Source organism: Rhizobium sp. CF080, assembly GCF_000282095.2.
Lineage (GTDB): Bacteria > Pseudomonadota > Alphaproteobacteria > Rhizobiales > Rhizobiaceae > Neorhizobium.
On sequence record NZ_AKKC02000002.1, the window covers coordinates 604,297 to 618,959 of the forward strand.

14 protein-coding genes are annotated in these 14,663 nt (G+C 63.4%); 5 read left to right on the forward strand and 9 right to left on the reverse strand.

Annotation, left to right across the window (positions count from 1 at the left end; all coding sequences use genetic code 11):
- From PMI07_RS04225 to PMI07_RS04250, 6 genes are all read right to left on the reverse strand, one after another.
- Positions 1 to 1,002, reverse strand: coding sequence for an ABC transporter ATP-binding protein (locus PMI07_RS04225; protein ID WP_007774671.1), 1,002 nt, complete (start codon positions 1,000 to 1,002; stop codon positions 1 to 3).
- 26 nt (positions 1,003 to 1,028) lie between these two features.
- On the reverse strand, positions 1,029 to 2,090 hold the full coding sequence (locus PMI07_RS04230) for a Gfo/Idh/MocA family oxidoreductase (protein WP_007774668.1): 1,062 nt from the start codon (positions 2,088 to 2,090) through the stop codon (positions 1,029 to 1,031).
- Positions 2,091 to 2,271: 181 nt separating this feature from the next.
- Positions 2,272 to 3,111, reverse strand: coding sequence for a carbohydrate ABC transporter permease (locus PMI07_RS04235; RefSeq protein WP_007773655.1), 840 nt, complete (start codon positions 3,109 to 3,111; stop codon positions 2,272 to 2,274).
- Positions 3,112 to 3,125: 14 nt separating this feature from the next.
- Positions 3,126 to 4,076 carry a sugar ABC transporter permease gene (locus PMI07_RS04240; RefSeq protein ID WP_007773654.1) on the reverse strand — a complete coding sequence of 317 codons (951 nt, stop codon included), beginning with the start codon at positions 4,074 to 4,076 and terminating at the stop codon, positions 3,126 to 3,128.
- A gap of 196 nt (positions 4,077 to 4,272) precedes the next feature.
- Positions 4,273 to 5,541, reverse strand: coding sequence for an ABC transporter substrate-binding protein (locus tag PMI07_RS04245; RefSeq protein ID WP_024163551.1), 1,269 nt, complete (start codon positions 5,539 to 5,541; stop codon positions 4,273 to 4,275).
- 26 nt (positions 5,542 to 5,567) lie between these two features.
- Complete coding sequence (locus PMI07_RS04250) at positions 5,568 to 6,482, reverse strand: N-acetylmuramic acid 6-phosphate etherase (RefSeq protein WP_007761527.1); 915 nt, start codon at positions 6,480 to 6,482, stop codon at positions 5,568 to 5,570.
- A gap of 208 nt (positions 6,483 to 6,690) precedes the next feature.
- Between PMI07_RS04250 and PMI07_RS04255 the strand changes: the two genes are divergently transcribed.
- The 4 genes from PMI07_RS04255 to nagA are packed head-to-tail and all read left to right on the forward strand — an operon-like array spanning position 6,691 to position 10,545.
- Positions 6,691 to 7,578 (forward strand): N-acetylglucosamine kinase, encoded by an 888-nt coding sequence (locus PMI07_RS04255; RefSeq protein ID WP_007761525.1) that lies wholly within the window; start codon positions 6,691 to 6,693, stop codon positions 7,576 to 7,578.
- Entirely contained in the window at positions 7,575 to 8,339 is a 765-nt protein-coding gene (locus PMI07_RS04260) for a GntR family transcriptional regulator (RefSeq protein ID WP_007761515.1), read from the forward strand. Before PMI07_RS04255 ends, PMI07_RS04260 begins: the two co-directional genes overlap by 4 nt.
- Positions 8,340 to 8,356: 17 nt before the next feature.
- Positions 8,357 to 9,388: an SIS domain-containing protein gene (locus tag PMI07_RS04265; protein ID WP_007761508.1), complete on the forward strand. Its 1,032-nt coding sequence runs from the start codon at positions 8,357 to 8,359 to the stop codon at positions 9,386 to 9,388.
- On the forward strand, positions 9,385 to 10,545 hold the full coding sequence (gene nagA, locus PMI07_RS04270) for an N-acetylglucosamine-6-phosphate deacetylase (protein ID WP_007761500.1): 1,161 nt from the start codon (positions 9,385 to 9,387) through the stop codon (positions 10,543 to 10,545). Before PMI07_RS04265 ends, nagA begins: the two co-directional genes overlap by 4 nt.
- A 178-nt stretch (positions 10,546 to 10,723) precedes the next feature.
- Here the strand turns inward: nagA and PMI07_RS04275 are convergent, their stop codons facing one another.
- The 3 genes from PMI07_RS04275 to PMI07_RS04285 all read right to left on the reverse strand — a co-directional run bounded on the left by PMI07_RS04275 (position 10,724) and on the right by PMI07_RS04285 (position 13,403).
- The gene (locus PMI07_RS04275) at positions 10,724 to 12,136 is read right to left on the reverse strand and encodes a sensor histidine kinase (RefSeq protein ID WP_007761497.1); all 1,413 of its coding nucleotides are present in this window, start codon (positions 12,134 to 12,136) and stop codon (positions 10,724 to 10,726) included.
- A complete protein-coding gene (locus PMI07_RS04280) occupies positions 12,133 to 12,810 on the reverse strand; it encodes a response regulator transcription factor (RefSeq protein WP_007761495.1) in 678 nt (225 codons plus the stop codon). The genes PMI07_RS04275 and PMI07_RS04280 overlap by 4 nt, the downstream gene beginning before the upstream one ends.
- 83 nt (positions 12,811 to 12,893) lie before the next feature.
- Positions 12,894 to 13,403 (reverse strand): DUF1993 domain-containing protein, encoded by a 510-nt coding sequence (locus tag PMI07_RS04285; RefSeq protein ID WP_007761494.1) that lies wholly within the window; start codon positions 13,401 to 13,403, stop codon positions 12,894 to 12,896.
- 234 nt (positions 13,404 to 13,637) lie between these two features.
- On the opposite strand from PMI07_RS04285, the gene PMI07_RS04290 reads away from it, so the two are divergent.
- A complete protein-coding gene (locus PMI07_RS04290) occupies positions 13,638 to 14,654 on the forward strand; it encodes an ABC transporter substrate-binding protein (RefSeq protein ID WP_245277102.1) in 1,017 nt (338 codons plus the stop codon).
- Positions 14,655 to 14,663: the final 9 nt, after the last annotated feature.

A 14,663-nucleotide genomic window follows, 5' to 3' on the forward strand; every position in this document is an offset into this window, starting at 1 on the left:
TTAGGCGATGGCGCGGTCGTTGGCGTCGAAGCGGTGCAGGCTTGTCCTGTCCGGCGTCGCAAACACCATGTCGTCGGGCGCATAGGCGTGTTCGCCGAACAGGCGGACGGTCAGAAGGCCGGTCGCCTCCGTTTCCAGATAGACGATCGTGTCAGCGCCGAGGTGTTCGACATGGATGACCTTGCCCTTCCAGTCGCCGCTTTCGCGTGACAGGGCGACATGTTCCGGGCGAACGCCGATCGTCTTGGCGCCCGTATCTCCCAGCTTTTCCGCCGGGATGAAATTCATCTGCGGCGAGCCGATGAAACCGGCGACGAAGACGTTGGCCGGCTTGTTGTAGAGTTCCATCGGCGAGCCGATCTGTTCGATGGCACCGGCATTGAGGACGACGATCTTGTCGGCAAGCGTCATCGCCTCGACCTGGTCGTGGGTGACGTAGATCATCGTCGCCTTGAGACGCCGGTGCAGGCCGGCGATCTCCAGGCGGGTCTGGACGCGGAGCGCCGCATCGAGGTTCGACAGCGGCTCGTCGAACAGGAAGAGTTTCGGTTCACGGACGATGGCGCGGCCGATCGCGACGCGCTGGCGCTGGCCGCCGGAGAGTTCCGCCGGGCGGCGGGCGAGATAGGGATCGAGCGACAGCATGCCGGAGGCCTTGGCGACGCGGGTGTCGATCTCGGCTTTTTCGGTGCCGGCCTGTTTCAGGCCGAGGCCCATATTGTCCTTGACCGTCAGGTGCGGATACAGCGCGTAGGACTGGAAGACCATGGCGATGCCGCGCTTGGCGGGCGGGGTCGTCGCCATTTCCTGGCCGTCGATGCGGATCGAGCCGGACGTGGCGTCCTCGAGGCCGGCGATCACCCGCAGCAGCGTGGACTTGCCGCAGCCCGAGGGGCCGACGAAGATCACGAACTCGCCGTCCTTGACCTCGAGATCGATGCCCTTCAGCACCTCGTTGCTGCCAAAGGCCTTGCGGATGGATTTCAGTTGAAGCGAACCCAAGGGCGTTTTCCTTAAAAACTAGGCTTTTACAGGCGGACGGGCGCGCCGGTGCGCACGCTCTCATCCGCCGCGAGGCAGATGCGCAGCGACTGGACGGCGTCGTCCATGTGCCGGGTGAGATCGATATTGTCGCGGATGGCCTTCAGCACATAGGCCTGTTCGAGATCGCAGAGTTTCTGATGATCCGGCTCGCCGGTCATGGCGAGATCCTCGTCGCGCCGTACGAACTGGCCGTCCGGGCCGGTTTCGGCCGAATGAACGCGGATGACCGAGGTCTTGGTGTGCGTATCGATATCGTCGGACTTCGCCTTGGCATCGACGAGGATCGAGACCGATCCCTTGGGCGACATCACGTCCTTCACGAAGAAGGCCATTTCCGACATCATCGGCCCCCAGCCGGCCTCATACCAGCCGACCGAGCCGTCCTCGAACAGGACCTGCATGTGGCCGTAATTATACATGTCCGGTGCGACCTCTTCCGTCATGCGCAGGCCCATGCCGCGGACTTCGACGGCCTTGGCATCGGTGATCTGGCACCAGACGTCGACGTAGTGTACGCCGCAATCGACGATCGGCGAGGTGGTCTGCATCAGCGCCTTGTGGACGTCCCACTTAGGCCCGGAGGACTGCTGGTTGAGGTTCATGCGGAAGACGAAGGGCGGCCCGAGCTTTCTCGCTTCGGCGATCAGCCGCATCCAGGAGGGATGGTGGCGGAGGATATAACCAACGACGAGTTTGCGGCCGTATTTCTTCGCGGCTGCAACAACACGTTCGGCATCGGCGACGGTGGTCGCCAGCGGCTTTTCGACGAAGACGTCGCAGCCGGCCTCGAAAGCCATCACCGCATAGTCCGCATGGGTATCGGAATAGGTGTTGATCGAGCAGAGATCCGGCTTCGTCTCGCTCAGCGCCTGCTCGAAATCGGAAAACATCGGATAGGCTTCGAACCCGGCCGGCAGGTCGCGCCGCGAACGGTTGACGAGACCGACGATCTCGAAGCCCGGATTGTCGTGGTAGGCGAGCGCGTGGCTCCTGCCCATGTTGCCGAGGCCAGCGACGAGGACGCGGATGGGGCGGGTGGAGGTCATTGGCTTTTTCCTTTGGCGGCGTGCCGTGTCGCCCCCTCACCCGGCCTCCGCTTCGCTCGGCCACCTTCTCCCCGAGGGGAGAGGATAACGGAGCCGGCGCGGCATATCTCTTCTCCCCAGCGGGGAGAAGGTGCCGGCAGGCGGATGAGGGGGAGCAACGGCTCCTCGGATTTAGACATCGTCACTTCACCGCCCCCGACGTAATCCCCCGGATCAGTTGCCGCGAGAAGATGACGTAGAGAACCATGACCGGCAGGATCGCCAGGGACAGGGCCGAGAGCACGGCGTTCCAGTTGGTGACGAACTGGCCGATGAACATCTGGGCCCCCAAGGTCACCGTCTTGGTGGCCTCGCCGGGGGCCAGGATCAGCGGGAACCAGAGGTCGTTCCAGATCGGGATCATGGTGAAGACCGCGACCGTCGCCATGGCGGGGCGCACCAGCGGCAGGACGAGGCGGAAGAAGATCGCGTATTCCGAGAGCCCGTCGATGCGGCCGGCGCTCTTCAGGTCGTCCGAGACGGTGCGCATGAATTCCGACAGGATGAAGATCGCAAGCGGCAACCCTTGAGCCGTGTAGACCAGGATCAGCGAGGTCAGCGTGTTGACGAGGCCGGCGGCGACCATGCCCTGCAGGATCGCAACGGTGCCTAACCTTATCGGGATCATGATGCCGAGCGCGAGATAAAGGCCCATCAGCGTGTTGCCGCGGAAACGGTATTCGGAGAGCGCGAAGGCGGCCATGGCGCCGAATAGCAAGACGAGCGCGATCGAGGCGACGGTAACGATCAGGCTGTTCTGGAAATAACCGACGAAATTGCCCTGGCTCAGCACGGTCTGGTAACCGATCAAACTGAAGGTCGAGGGGGTCGGCAGGGCCATCGGCTGGCTGAAGATCGCGCTGCGGCTCTTGAACGAATTGACCAGCGTCAGGAAGACCGGAAACAGCGCCACCAGCGTATAGGCGATCAGCGCCAGGTGGATGAAGGCGGCACGGACGGGGGCGGAGCGGGCTTTGGACATGTCTTTCGCTCCTCTCAGAACTGGTAGCGGCGCATGCGCCGCTGGATGACGAAAAGATAGAGCGCGACGCCGGCGAGGATGATCAGGAACATCACGGCAGCGATCGTCGCGCCCATGGAACGGTCGCCCATCTGGTTCTGGAAGCCGAAGAAGGTGCGGTAAAGCAGCGTGCCGAGAATGTCGGTCGAGCCGTTGGGGCCGGCAAGCGCCCCTTGCACCGTGTAGATGAGGTCGAAGGCGTTGAAATTGCCGACGAAGGTGAGCACCGAAACGATGCCGATGGAGGGCAGGATGAGCGGCAGCTTGATCTTCCAGAACTGGCTCCAGCCGGTAATGCCGTCGCATTCGGCGGCTTCCAGCACCTCGTCGGGGATGTTGAGCAACGCCGCATAGATCAGCATCATCGGGATGCCGACATATTGCCAGACGGAGATCAGCGAGACGGCGATGAGCGCGGTTTCGGCCTTGCCGAGCCAGGGCGCAAAGGCCCATTTCAGGCCGACAAGATCCATCAGGCTCGGCGCGATGCCCCAGATTGGCGACAGGATGAGCTTCCAGATGAAACCGACGATGACGAAGGACAGCAGCGTCGGCACGAAGATCGCCGAGCGGTAAAAGGCGGCGAAGCGCAGGCCGGGCAGCGACAGCATGGCGGCAATCGCGATGCCGACCGGGTTCTGCACAGCCATGTGGATGATGAAGAAGATGACGTTGTTGCGCAGCGCGTTCCAAAAATCGGCGGAAAGGCGCGGATCGCCGAACAGGGTCTGGAAATTGCTGAAACCGACGAAGGCGAGCTGGCCTTCGACGATGTTGAAGAACGATAACCGCAGGGTCTCGATCAGTGGCAGGATCATCACCGCCGTATAGACCAGGAATGCCGGTGCCAGGAAAACGGCGATATGCCAGCGGGTGGGGCGTTTCACCGGCACCGTTTCGATATCGGCAATTTCGGTATCGCTCATGGATCTGGGTTCCGGTGTTTTTTTAACGGAGTATGCGAATCGCCCCTCATCCGCCTGCCGGCACCTTCTCCCCGTTTTGACGGGGAGAAGGGATATGCCGCGCCGTTTCCGTGCCCTCAAAGGGGTCGTGGGGCAAGTCCCCTCTCCCCGCAAGCGGGGAGAGGGTTAGGGTGAGGGGCAGATACGCGAGGCTGCCTTACTTCGCCGGCTTGTACCAGCTGTCGAGGCCCTTCTGGGTTTCGGCAGCGGCCTGTTCCGGGGTTTGCGTGCCGTTGATCACGTTGGCCGAGACGCGCCACATTTCGAGGTCGAGGTTCGGCTGGCCGCGGCCGACGATGGCCGCACTCGGGCGGATCGTCGGCTTGCAGTTCTGGCGCCAGGAGACGAATTCCTGAGCGAGCGTGTCGGTCATCTTCACCGGCGTCGAGTTCAGGCTGAAGAAGCCCGGTGCGGCGTTAGCGTAGAGATCGGCGAATTCCGGCGAAGCGACCCAGGACAGGAATTTCTTGGCGGCTTCGAGGTTCTTGCCCTTGGCGTTGAGGCCGATGCCGATGTCGTTATGGTCGGAAATGTAGCAGGTATCGCCGGCCTTCTTCACCGGCGGCGGGAAGGCGCCCATTTCGAAATCGGCCTGCGCCTTGAACGGCGCGATTTCCCAGGAACCGGCCGGATAGATGGCGGCGCGGCCGAGGGTGAAGAGGTTCTGGCTGTCCGGATAGGTCTGGGCTTCGAAACCGTCGCCGAGATAGGGCTTCCATTTGGCGAGCGTCTTGTAGGGGTCGACCCAGTCGGCGTCGGTCAGCTTTTCCTTGCCTGCGATCAGCGCCTTGCGGCCGTCCTCGCCCTTCCAGTAGTTCGGGCCGATATTGTAATAGCCCATGGTCGCCGCTTCCCACTGGTCCTTGGTGCCCATGGCGAGCGGGATGTATTTGCCGTCCTTCTTGAACTTCTCGAGAACCGCGAAGAACTCGTCCTCGGTCTTCGGGATCTGGACGCCGACATCCGTGAAGGCCTTCTTGTTGTAGATGAAGCCGTGGATGACGGAGGCCATCGGCACGCAGAAGGTGGTCTTGCCGTCGTCAGTGCTCCAGGCGGACTTGCCGACGTCGGAGAAGTTGGAAATGCCCGGCAGGTCGTTCAGCGATGCGAGTTGGCCCTTCTGGAACATGGCGAGCGACAGGTCGAACGGACGGCAGGTGATGAGGTCACCCGCGGTGCCGGCTTCGAGCTTGGCGTTGACGGCGGAATTGTATTCCGTCGGCGCCATTGGCGCGAAGGTCACCTTGATGCCCGGGTTCTTGGCTTCGAAGGCGGGAATGATCTTCTGCTGCCAGATCGGCAGGTCGTCATTGCGCCAGCTCTCGATGGTGAGCGTGGCGGTCTGAGCGGACGCTCCAGTGGCAACAAAGCCCGCCGGTGCGAGTACGGTCGTGGCAAAAAGAATGCTTTTCAATATGCGTGTCATGATGTTCTCCCTTTTATATGCGCCTTTCAGGCGCGTTTCATGGAACTCTTGGACGCCTGCAATTCGGCAAGCGCTACGCGCAGCACATCTTCTGAATGGCTAAGCAAGGCCTTGGCGGCCTCGACATCGGCCGCGCCCGCCGCAAGCAGGACCGCGACTTTCACCGACCCCTCGGCGGTCTCGATCCAGTCACGGGCCTCGTTGAAACCGATGCCGGCGATATCGGCCACCATGCGGGCGGCGCGGATGCGCAGCTTGCCGTTGTCGGCGCGCAGATTGACCATATGGCCGTCATGCACGTGGCCGAGTTTGATGGCTGACAGCGTCGACAGCATGTTGAAGGCGATCTTCTGCGCCGTGGCGGCACCCATGCGGGTGGAGCCGGCGACGACTTCCGGCGGCGTTTCGAGCAGGATCGCCGCATCGGCGCTCTCGAACAGTTTTGCGCCGACATTGTTGGCCATCGCCACGAGTTTTGCGCCCCGGCGTTTCGCGGTCTCGGCAACCGCCACCGTATAGGGTGTCGAACCGCTCGCGGAAACGCAGATGACGCAATCCGCGGCTTCGATGATGTCGGCGTCACGCGCGCCCAGAGACGCGTCGTCTTCGGGACCGCCGGGCAGGTCAGCTATGCCGGAAAGACCGCCGGCAAAAAGGATGACGATCCGTTCCGGAGGGATGCCGTAGGTGCCGGGCAGCTCCATGGCATCGGCCATCGCCACGAGGCCGGCACTGCCGGCGCCGGCATAGATCACCTTGCCGCCGGATTTCAAAGCTGCAGCGACGAGATCGGCGGCCTTGGCGATCGCCGGAATGGCTTGATCGACAACCTTGGCAGCCGCCTGCTGGCCGGATGCGAGAAGCGCGAGGATTTCGGCGGACGCGAGCGTATCGAGCCCTTCCGCTTTCCCATGTCTCGCCTCGGTGGCAGTTGTGCTCATCCGGTTTCTCCCTCTAGTCCAAAATGATGCCAAAAAAATACCAATTGTCCAGAAGGAAAATTAACTTTTATGAACGGATTGATAACCTCAGCAAAAACCATGGAAAATAATGAAGCAATATCAAATATATGAAACCTACCGTTTGAGATTTTTGAAATCACGCTTGGTTATTGGTACTTTTTTGGTATTATCGTCCGTGGAGGTATCCATGACGGCCTATTTTATCGGAATCGATGGTGGTGGAACGAGTTGCCGTGCGGCATTGGCTGACGGAAATGGCACCATCCTTGGCCGCGGCAAGAGCGGCGCCTCCAATATCCTGACGGATCCCGACACGGCCCTGAAACATATCGCCGAGGCTTCGCACCTCGCTTTCTCCGAAGCCGGGTTGGAGCCCGAGCTTTCCGCCGCCTCCGCCGTTCTCGGCCTTGCCGGCAACAATGTCGGCGATGCGGTGAGTTATGTGCAGGCGCGGCTGCCCTTCAGGCAATCGAATATCGTTTCCGACGGCGTGATCGCGCTGCAGGGCGCGATCGGCGACGAAGACGGGGCGATCGGCATCGTCGGCACCGGCACCGTTTATATCGCCCGGCACCAGGGCCGGCTTCACTCGGTCGCCGGCTGGGGTTTCCAGGTGAGCGATCTCGGCAGCGGCGCCCGGCTCGGCCAGCTTGCGCTGCAGGAAAGCCTGCTCGCCTATGACAATATCCACCCGATGACGGGCCTGTCGAAGGCGATCCTCGCCGAGTTCGACGACAATCCGGAAAAGGTGGTCGATTTCGCCCGATTGGCGAAGCCCGGCGATTTCGGGCGTCACACGCCCAAGGTGTTCGAGTTTGCGCGGCGGGGAGACGAGGCGGCTATCCGCATTCTCAAGACCGGGGCAACGGGCATCGACGAGGCGCTCGATGCCGTGAATGCCCTTACCCAAGGCAAAGGCCGGCTCTGCCTGCTCGGCGGGCTCGCCCCTCTCTATCCCGAATATCTGGCCGAGCGGCATCGCGCCCGGCTTTCCGAGCCGCTTGCCGATGCGCTGACCGGCGCGGTGGCGCTTGCCGTCAAGACCTATGGTGCGCGGGCGGAGCTCAGCGCATGAACCAGACGCTCGCCGCCATCCTGCCGCTCGACGGCCTGCAATCGGCCGGCACCGGGCCGCTTTACCGGAAGCTGCGCCAGAGCCTTGAAGATGCGATCCGCACCGGCAAGCTCGGCCATGGCGACGCCCTGCCGGCCGAACGCGATCTTGCCGACTACGCCAATGTCAGTCGGGTCACGGTGCGCAAGGCGGTCGATGATCTCGTCAAGGACGGGCTGCTCACCCGCAAGCACGGCTCCGGCACGTTCGTGGTCAAGCCGATGTCGCGCGTCGAGCAGCCGCTGACTCGGCTCACCTCGTTCACCGAAGACATGGCACGGCGGGGCCTGGTGACGCGATCCGAATGGCTGGAGCGCGGACTTTTCCACCCCTCGCCCGAGGAGATGATGATGCTTGGCCTTGCGCCCGGCGAGAAGGTCGCCCGGCTGGGTCGCCTACGCCTCGGCAACGATATGCCGCTTGCGATCGAGCGGGCCAGCATTTCCGCCGACTTCCTGCCGGATCCTTCGGCCGTGACCAATTCGCTCTATGCGGAGCTCGAAAAAAAGGATGCGAGGCCGGTGCGCGCCATACAGCGGATATCGGCCTGCAATATGAAGAACCCGGATGCCGGGCTGCTGGCCGTGCCGATCGGCTCCGCCGGCCTTTCGATCGAGCGGGTTTCCTATCTGGCATCCGGCCGGGTGGTGGAACTTACCCGCTCGCTCTATCGCGGCGATGCCTATGATTTCGTGGCTGAGCTCTCGCTTGGCGAAAACTGACGTTCGAGGACGATGTTATGCTGACCAATATGACGAACATGCGCAAAGAGATCGACGAGATACCGGAAGCGACGGCCCGTCTGCTCGACGGTTCGGCGGCCGAACTTGCCGCTGCCGGCCGCGCGCTGCGCGAAAAGGACCCGGCCTTCCTGATCACCATCGCGCGCGGCTCCTCCGACCATGCGGCGACCTTCATCAAATATGCGGTCGAACTGACGGCCGGCCGGCCGGTCGCCTCGCTCGGTCCATCGCTTGCCTCGATCTACGGCGCCAAGCTGAAGCTCGACGGCGGTGCGGCGATCGCCATTTCGCAGTCCGGCAAGAGCCCGGATATCGTCGCGATGGCCGAGGCCGCGACCAAGGCCGGCGCCGTCACCGTGGCGCTCACCAATACGCTTCCCTCGCCGATCGCCAGCGCCTCGGCCTATGCGGTCAATATCAACGCCGGGCCGGAACTCGCCGTCGCCGCGACCAAATCCTTCGTCAACTCGATCGTCGCAGGCCTTGCGCTGCTGTCGGAATGGGTCGGCGACGAGGCGCTGAAAGTCGCCATCCGCGCCCTGCCGGGGCATTTCGAAAAGGCGGTCAAGCTCGACTGGAGCGAACTTGCCAATGAGCTCGGCGATGCGGAATCCCTCTACATGCTCGGCCGCGGCCCGGCACTGGCGATCGCCAGCGAGGCGGCGCTGAAGTTCAAGGAAACCTCCAACATGCATGCCGAGGCCTATTCCGCGGCGGAAGTGCTGCATGGCCCCGTGGCGCTGGTCGAAAAGCGCTTTCCGGTCGTCACCTTTGCAGCGCGCGACGCTGCCGAAGCTTCCGCCGTCGAGATCGCTGACAGCCTTTCGGCCAAGGGTGCGCTCGTTTTCGCTACATCCGATAAGGTCAGGGATACCCGCAGGCTGCCTTTCGTGGCGACCGGCCATCCGCTGACAGACGCGCTTACCCTCATCCTGCCTTTCTACGGGTTCGTCGAAGCCTGGTCGCGCGCCAAGGGTTTCAATCCGGATGCGCCTGTGGCGCTCAAGAAGGTGACCGAGACGTTATGAGCACGCGACAGGCCATTACCGGTGCCCGCATCTTCGACGGCACCTTCTGGCACGAGGATGCCGCGCTCGTTTTTGCGGACGGCAAGATCGAGGCGATCCAGTCCACGCCGAAGCTGCCGGAAGACATCGACCGGATCGATGCCGGAGGCGGGCTGATCGTGCCCGGCTTCATCGACCTGCAGGTGAATGGCGGCGGCGGCGTGCTGCTGAACGAGGAGCCGACGGTGGCCGGTCTCAGGCAGATCTGCGCCGCGCACGCCAAGTTCGGCACCACGGCACTGCTGCCGACGCTGATCACAGACACCTACGAGATCACGTCCCGGACGGTCGAAGCCTGCAAGCAGGCGAAGGCCGAAGGCGTGCCTGGTTTTCTCGGCCTGCATCTCGAAGGCCCGCATCTCTCCGTCGCGCGCAAGGGCGCCCACGATCCGCAGCTGATCCGGCCGATGGAGGAGAAGGACATCCAACTGATGCTCTCCTGCAAAGGCGTGTTCGATGCGACGATGATCACCGTCGCGCCGGAAAATGTCACAGTGGAACAGGCAGCAAGGCTGGCGCAGGCCGGCTTCATGGTGAGCCTCGGCCATACCGACACGACCTACGAAACCGCCAGGACCTATGCCGAGGCGGGCGTTCGCACCGTCACCCATCTCTTCAACGCCATGAGCCCGCTCGGCCATCGCCAGCCGGGCGTCGTCGGCGCGGCGCTCGATATCGGCTCGCTCTATGTCGGGATCATCGCCGACGGCATCCATGTCCATCCGGCGGCAATGGGCGTCGCGCTGCGAGCCAAGAACCGACCGGGCAAGATCTTCATCGTCACCGACGCGATGTCGACCATCGGCACCGACATGAAGAGCTTTACGCTGAACGGCCGCGAGATCCTGCGCCAGGACGGCCGTCTGACGCTCGCCGACGGGACGCTTGCCGGCGCCGATATCGACATGATTTCGTCGGTCCGGTTTGCCCATGAGGCGCTCGACCTGCCGGTCGAGGAGGCGTTGCGCATGGCCTCCACCTATCCGGCGGAAGCGGCCTGGCTTGCCGACCGCAAGGGCGCGCTGAAGCCCGGATTCGACGCGGATTTCGTGATCCTCACCAACGAGCTTGGCATGAAGAGCACCTGGATCGGCGGGGCGAAGGTTCATCAGGAGTAGGCGCGCGGGTTCTTTCCGCCAGCAAGCCCCTCATCCGCCCTGCCGGGCACCTTCTCCCCGTTCTGACGGGGAGAAGGGATATGTGGCACTGCCGACGCTCCAGCCTCCTTCTCCCCGCATGCGGGGAGAAGGTCCCGGTAGGGGATGAGGGGCAATTGCTCCACACCCTAGTGCAAATTTAGCCGGCTACCGGAAACCGTATCTCCACCTTCAACCCCCTGCCCTCGCGACCCCCCGCGAGGGTCATCGTCGCGCCGTGCAGGCGGGCGATTTCCTCGACGATCGGCAGGCCGAGGCCGGTGCCCAGCTTGTCGGAGCGGTCGCCGCGTTCGAAGCGTTTGAGCACCGAAGCCCGCTTTTCGCGCGGGATGCCCGGGCCGTCGTCTTCCACCTCGAGCACTGCGATGCCGTTTTCCGGCGTGACGCGAACGGTCACCTCGGCGCCTTTTCCCGCATAAAGCAGAGCATTGCCGATCAGGTTCTTCATCAATTCGCCGATCAGCAGCGGTTCGGCGGAGACGATGATCTCCCCCTCTCCCTCAAAGCCCAGATCGATGCCGGCATCGGCGGCGAGCGGGACATTGTCGGCCGTTGCCCCGCGCGCCAGCGCCGTCAGGTCGACAACCTGCATCGAGGCGGAGCGGGTGGCAGCGTCAATCTTCGCCATCAGGAGGAGCTGGGCAATAATACGCTCGGCATCCGCCACCGCCTCGTCCGCCTTGCGGGCCGCTTCCTTCACCTCCGCGAGGTCCGTCCCGCGATCGGCGAGCGCCAGCTGGGTGCGGATGATGGTAAGCGGGGTGCGCAGCTGGTGGCTGGCATTGCCGGTGAAATGCCTCAGCGCCTCCAGTGCGCTTTCGAGCCGAACCATGAAGGAATTGACGGTATCGACAAGGCCCTGCACTTCGTTCGGCACCCGCTCGCTGATCGGGTGAAGATCGTCCGGGCTGCGCTCGGCGATCGCCTCGCTGAAACGGTAGAGCGGCCGAAGCGACAGCGTCACCGCCACCCAGACGATGATCGCGGCGCCGACGATCATGAACAGCAGGCGCAGCGCCGAGCGGATCAGGATCGTCTGGGTCAGTTGCTGGCGGGCGATCGTGGTTTCCGCGACGGTGACGGTGAAGGGCACCGAATTGATGCCGGTAGAGGCGGAGCGGGCGAGCGCCGCCACGCGGATCGGCTCGCCGCGGAACGTGGCATTCTCGAAAGCGGCCGCCTGGCCCTCGCGGCGAGGGATCGACGGCAGCGTCTGGTAACCGGTGATGAACGTGCCGGGCGGACCGTCGACACGGTAGAAAACGCGGTCCTGGGCCGCCGAAGTCAGCATTTCCAGCGCCACATAGGGGATGTCGACTTCGAGCGTGCCGTCCTCGGCGACGATCACCCGCTCGGCGATCGCCAGCGCCGAGCCGGCCAGCACACGGTCGGAAACCTCGTTGGCGGTATCCACCGCCTCGTCCCAGGTATCGGCCATGGCGACGGTGCCGATCACCGCCGTCGAGGCGAGAAGCCAGGCGAGCAGACGGCGGCGGAGGGAATAGGCAACCGTCGGCGTCATCGGTTGGGCGGCATGCGGGATCGCCGTCATGCGCCGGGCGCCGTGGTTTCGAGATAATAACCGATGCCGCGGGCGGTCTTCACGGTCAACCCGTGCGGGCCCAGGCGCCGGCGCAGGCGGCTCACATATTGCTCGATCGCATTGGCGGACAGGTCGTCGTCGAAACCGGTCAGCGACGCCATGATCGCATCCTTGGAGACCACCTTGCCGGCGCGCAGGAAGAGCAGCTCCAGAAGCGCCACTTCCCGTGCAGGCAGATCGAGGGTCACGCCCAGGCTGGAAAATGTCCGCGAATTCAGGTCGAAGGTGACGCCGCCGTAGTTGACTATCGAGCTTCTGAGGCCCGCCTGGCGGCGCAGCAGGACGCGGATGCGCGCCTCGAATTCCGAGATGTCGAAAGGCTTGATCATGTAGTCGTCGGCGCCGAGATCGAGCCCCTTCACCCTCTCCTCGGGCGTGCCGCGGGCGGTCAGGATCATCACGGCCGCTTTGTTCGCCCGTGCCCGCATGGCGCGCAGCACGTCGAGCCCGTCCATTTCCGGCAGGTTCAGGTCCAGTATGACGAGGTCATAGGTTTCGGCGGCGGCGACGGCCTCGGCGGAAGCGCCGTCGGCGACCGCATCGACCGCGTAACCGCTGCCGCGCAGGATCGTCGACAGCCCCTCGGCCAGCGCCTGATTGTCCTCGACCAGAAGAATACGCACGAAATCTCCCCGCTTCCGCAGATGATTATAAACGCGGAAGCGGCGATGTCACGGATGTGCTGATGCCGTGGTTACTTCGAGCGTTACTGCGAACGGCCGATGTAATCCATCTTGCCGATCGGGACGCCCTTGTGGCGCAGGATCGCGTAGGCCGTGGTGACGTGGAAATAGAAGTTCGGCAGCGCGAAGCTCAGGACGTAGTTGCGGCCGCTGAACTTCGTCTCGCCACCGCGGGACTTGATGATCACTTCGGCGTCCTCGCGGTTCGCCATGCTGGCCGGATCGACGCTGTTCAGGAACGCCACGGTTTTTTCGATGCGAGCATGCAGGTCGGCGAAGGTGGCTTCGTTATCGGCCATCGGGATGTTCTCGATCTGCCCGACGCGGACCGGCACGAATTTCGCGCTGTCGCTGGCGCGCTGGATCTGGGAGGTCAGCGGGTACATGTCATCGACCAGCCGGGTTTCCAGCAGTTCCTTGTGGGCGATGCCCTTCTCGTCGGCGAAGGCTTCGCCTTTCTTGAGGATTTCCGTGAGGTTGCCGAAAGCGCGGATGAAGACCGGCACCGTGATATCGTAGAGGGTGAGCGACATGGGCGAGACCTTTTGTGCTGACAAAACGCCGGGTCTTCCGGCGCGAAAAGACCGCCCACAGATAATGACACGGCATCGGAAAACAAGCAGATAGACGGTGCATTAGGCCCCCTGTGGCCGGAATGTTACGCGTCTGCCTATCGGCTTGTCGCCGCAGCCACGGTGGGGCATTGTGGCCAGATGAAAAGGCTGCTTTTCCCACTCCTCTGTCTTGCCCTTTCCCCCGGCCTCGCCATGGCGGATACGACGCTGTTCAAGGCGCTCTCCGGGCGGGCCGACGCGCCGATGCTGACGGTCTATTCCTCGCTCGACGAGCCGCTCGCCAAGCCGATGATCGCCGGCTTCCAGACGGCCAATCCGGATGTGGCGGTGCGCTACGAGGACATGTTGACGGGCGAGATCTACGACCGGATCGTGCGCGAAACCGATGCCGGCAACAAGACGGCCGACTTCGCCTTCTCCTCCGCCATGGACCTGCAGGTGAAGCTTGCCAATGATGGCTACGCCCAGCGCAGCGACCTGCCGATGAGCGGGCAATGGCCGGGCTGGGCCAACTGGCGCAATACCGCCTATGCGCTGACCTTCGAACCGGCCGTGTTCGTCTATCACAAGCCGAGTTTCAAGGATTCTTCCCCGCCCTCGACCCGGGCCGAACTGGTCGAATTCCTGCAGAAGCGGGGCGATGCGGTCTACGGCCGGATCGGCACCTACGACATCGAGCGTTCCGGCGTCGGTTTCCTGTTCATGGCCCGCGACCAGGAGCAGTTCGGCGACATCTGGTCGGTAATTCGGGCGATGGGTGCTGCGGGCGTGAAGCTCTATTCGACCAGCCAGGCCATCCTGGAACGCGTTGCCGACGGGCGTTTCCTGCTCGGCTACAACATTCTCGGCTCCTATGCCGCAGACTGGGCTTCCCGTCATCCGGATGTCGGCATCGTGCTGCCGAAGGACTATACGGTGGTGATGTCGCGCATCGGCCTGGTGCCGCAGGCTGCCGACGCTCCGGATCTCGGCAGGCGCTATCTCGAGTTCTTCATGTCGAAGGAGGGCCAGACGATCATGGCCCGCGAGTTGCAGATTCCCGCCGTCAGCCCGGAAGTCGCCGGCAATAATACCGCCACGACGCTCAGGGAAATGCTCGGCGGGCAATTGAAGCCGGTTCCGGTCAGCCTCGGACTGATGGTCTATCTCGATCAGGTGAAGCGGGCGCGGCTGATTTCCCGCTGGAACGAAGTTCTGCGCCTGCAATAGGCAATTCGG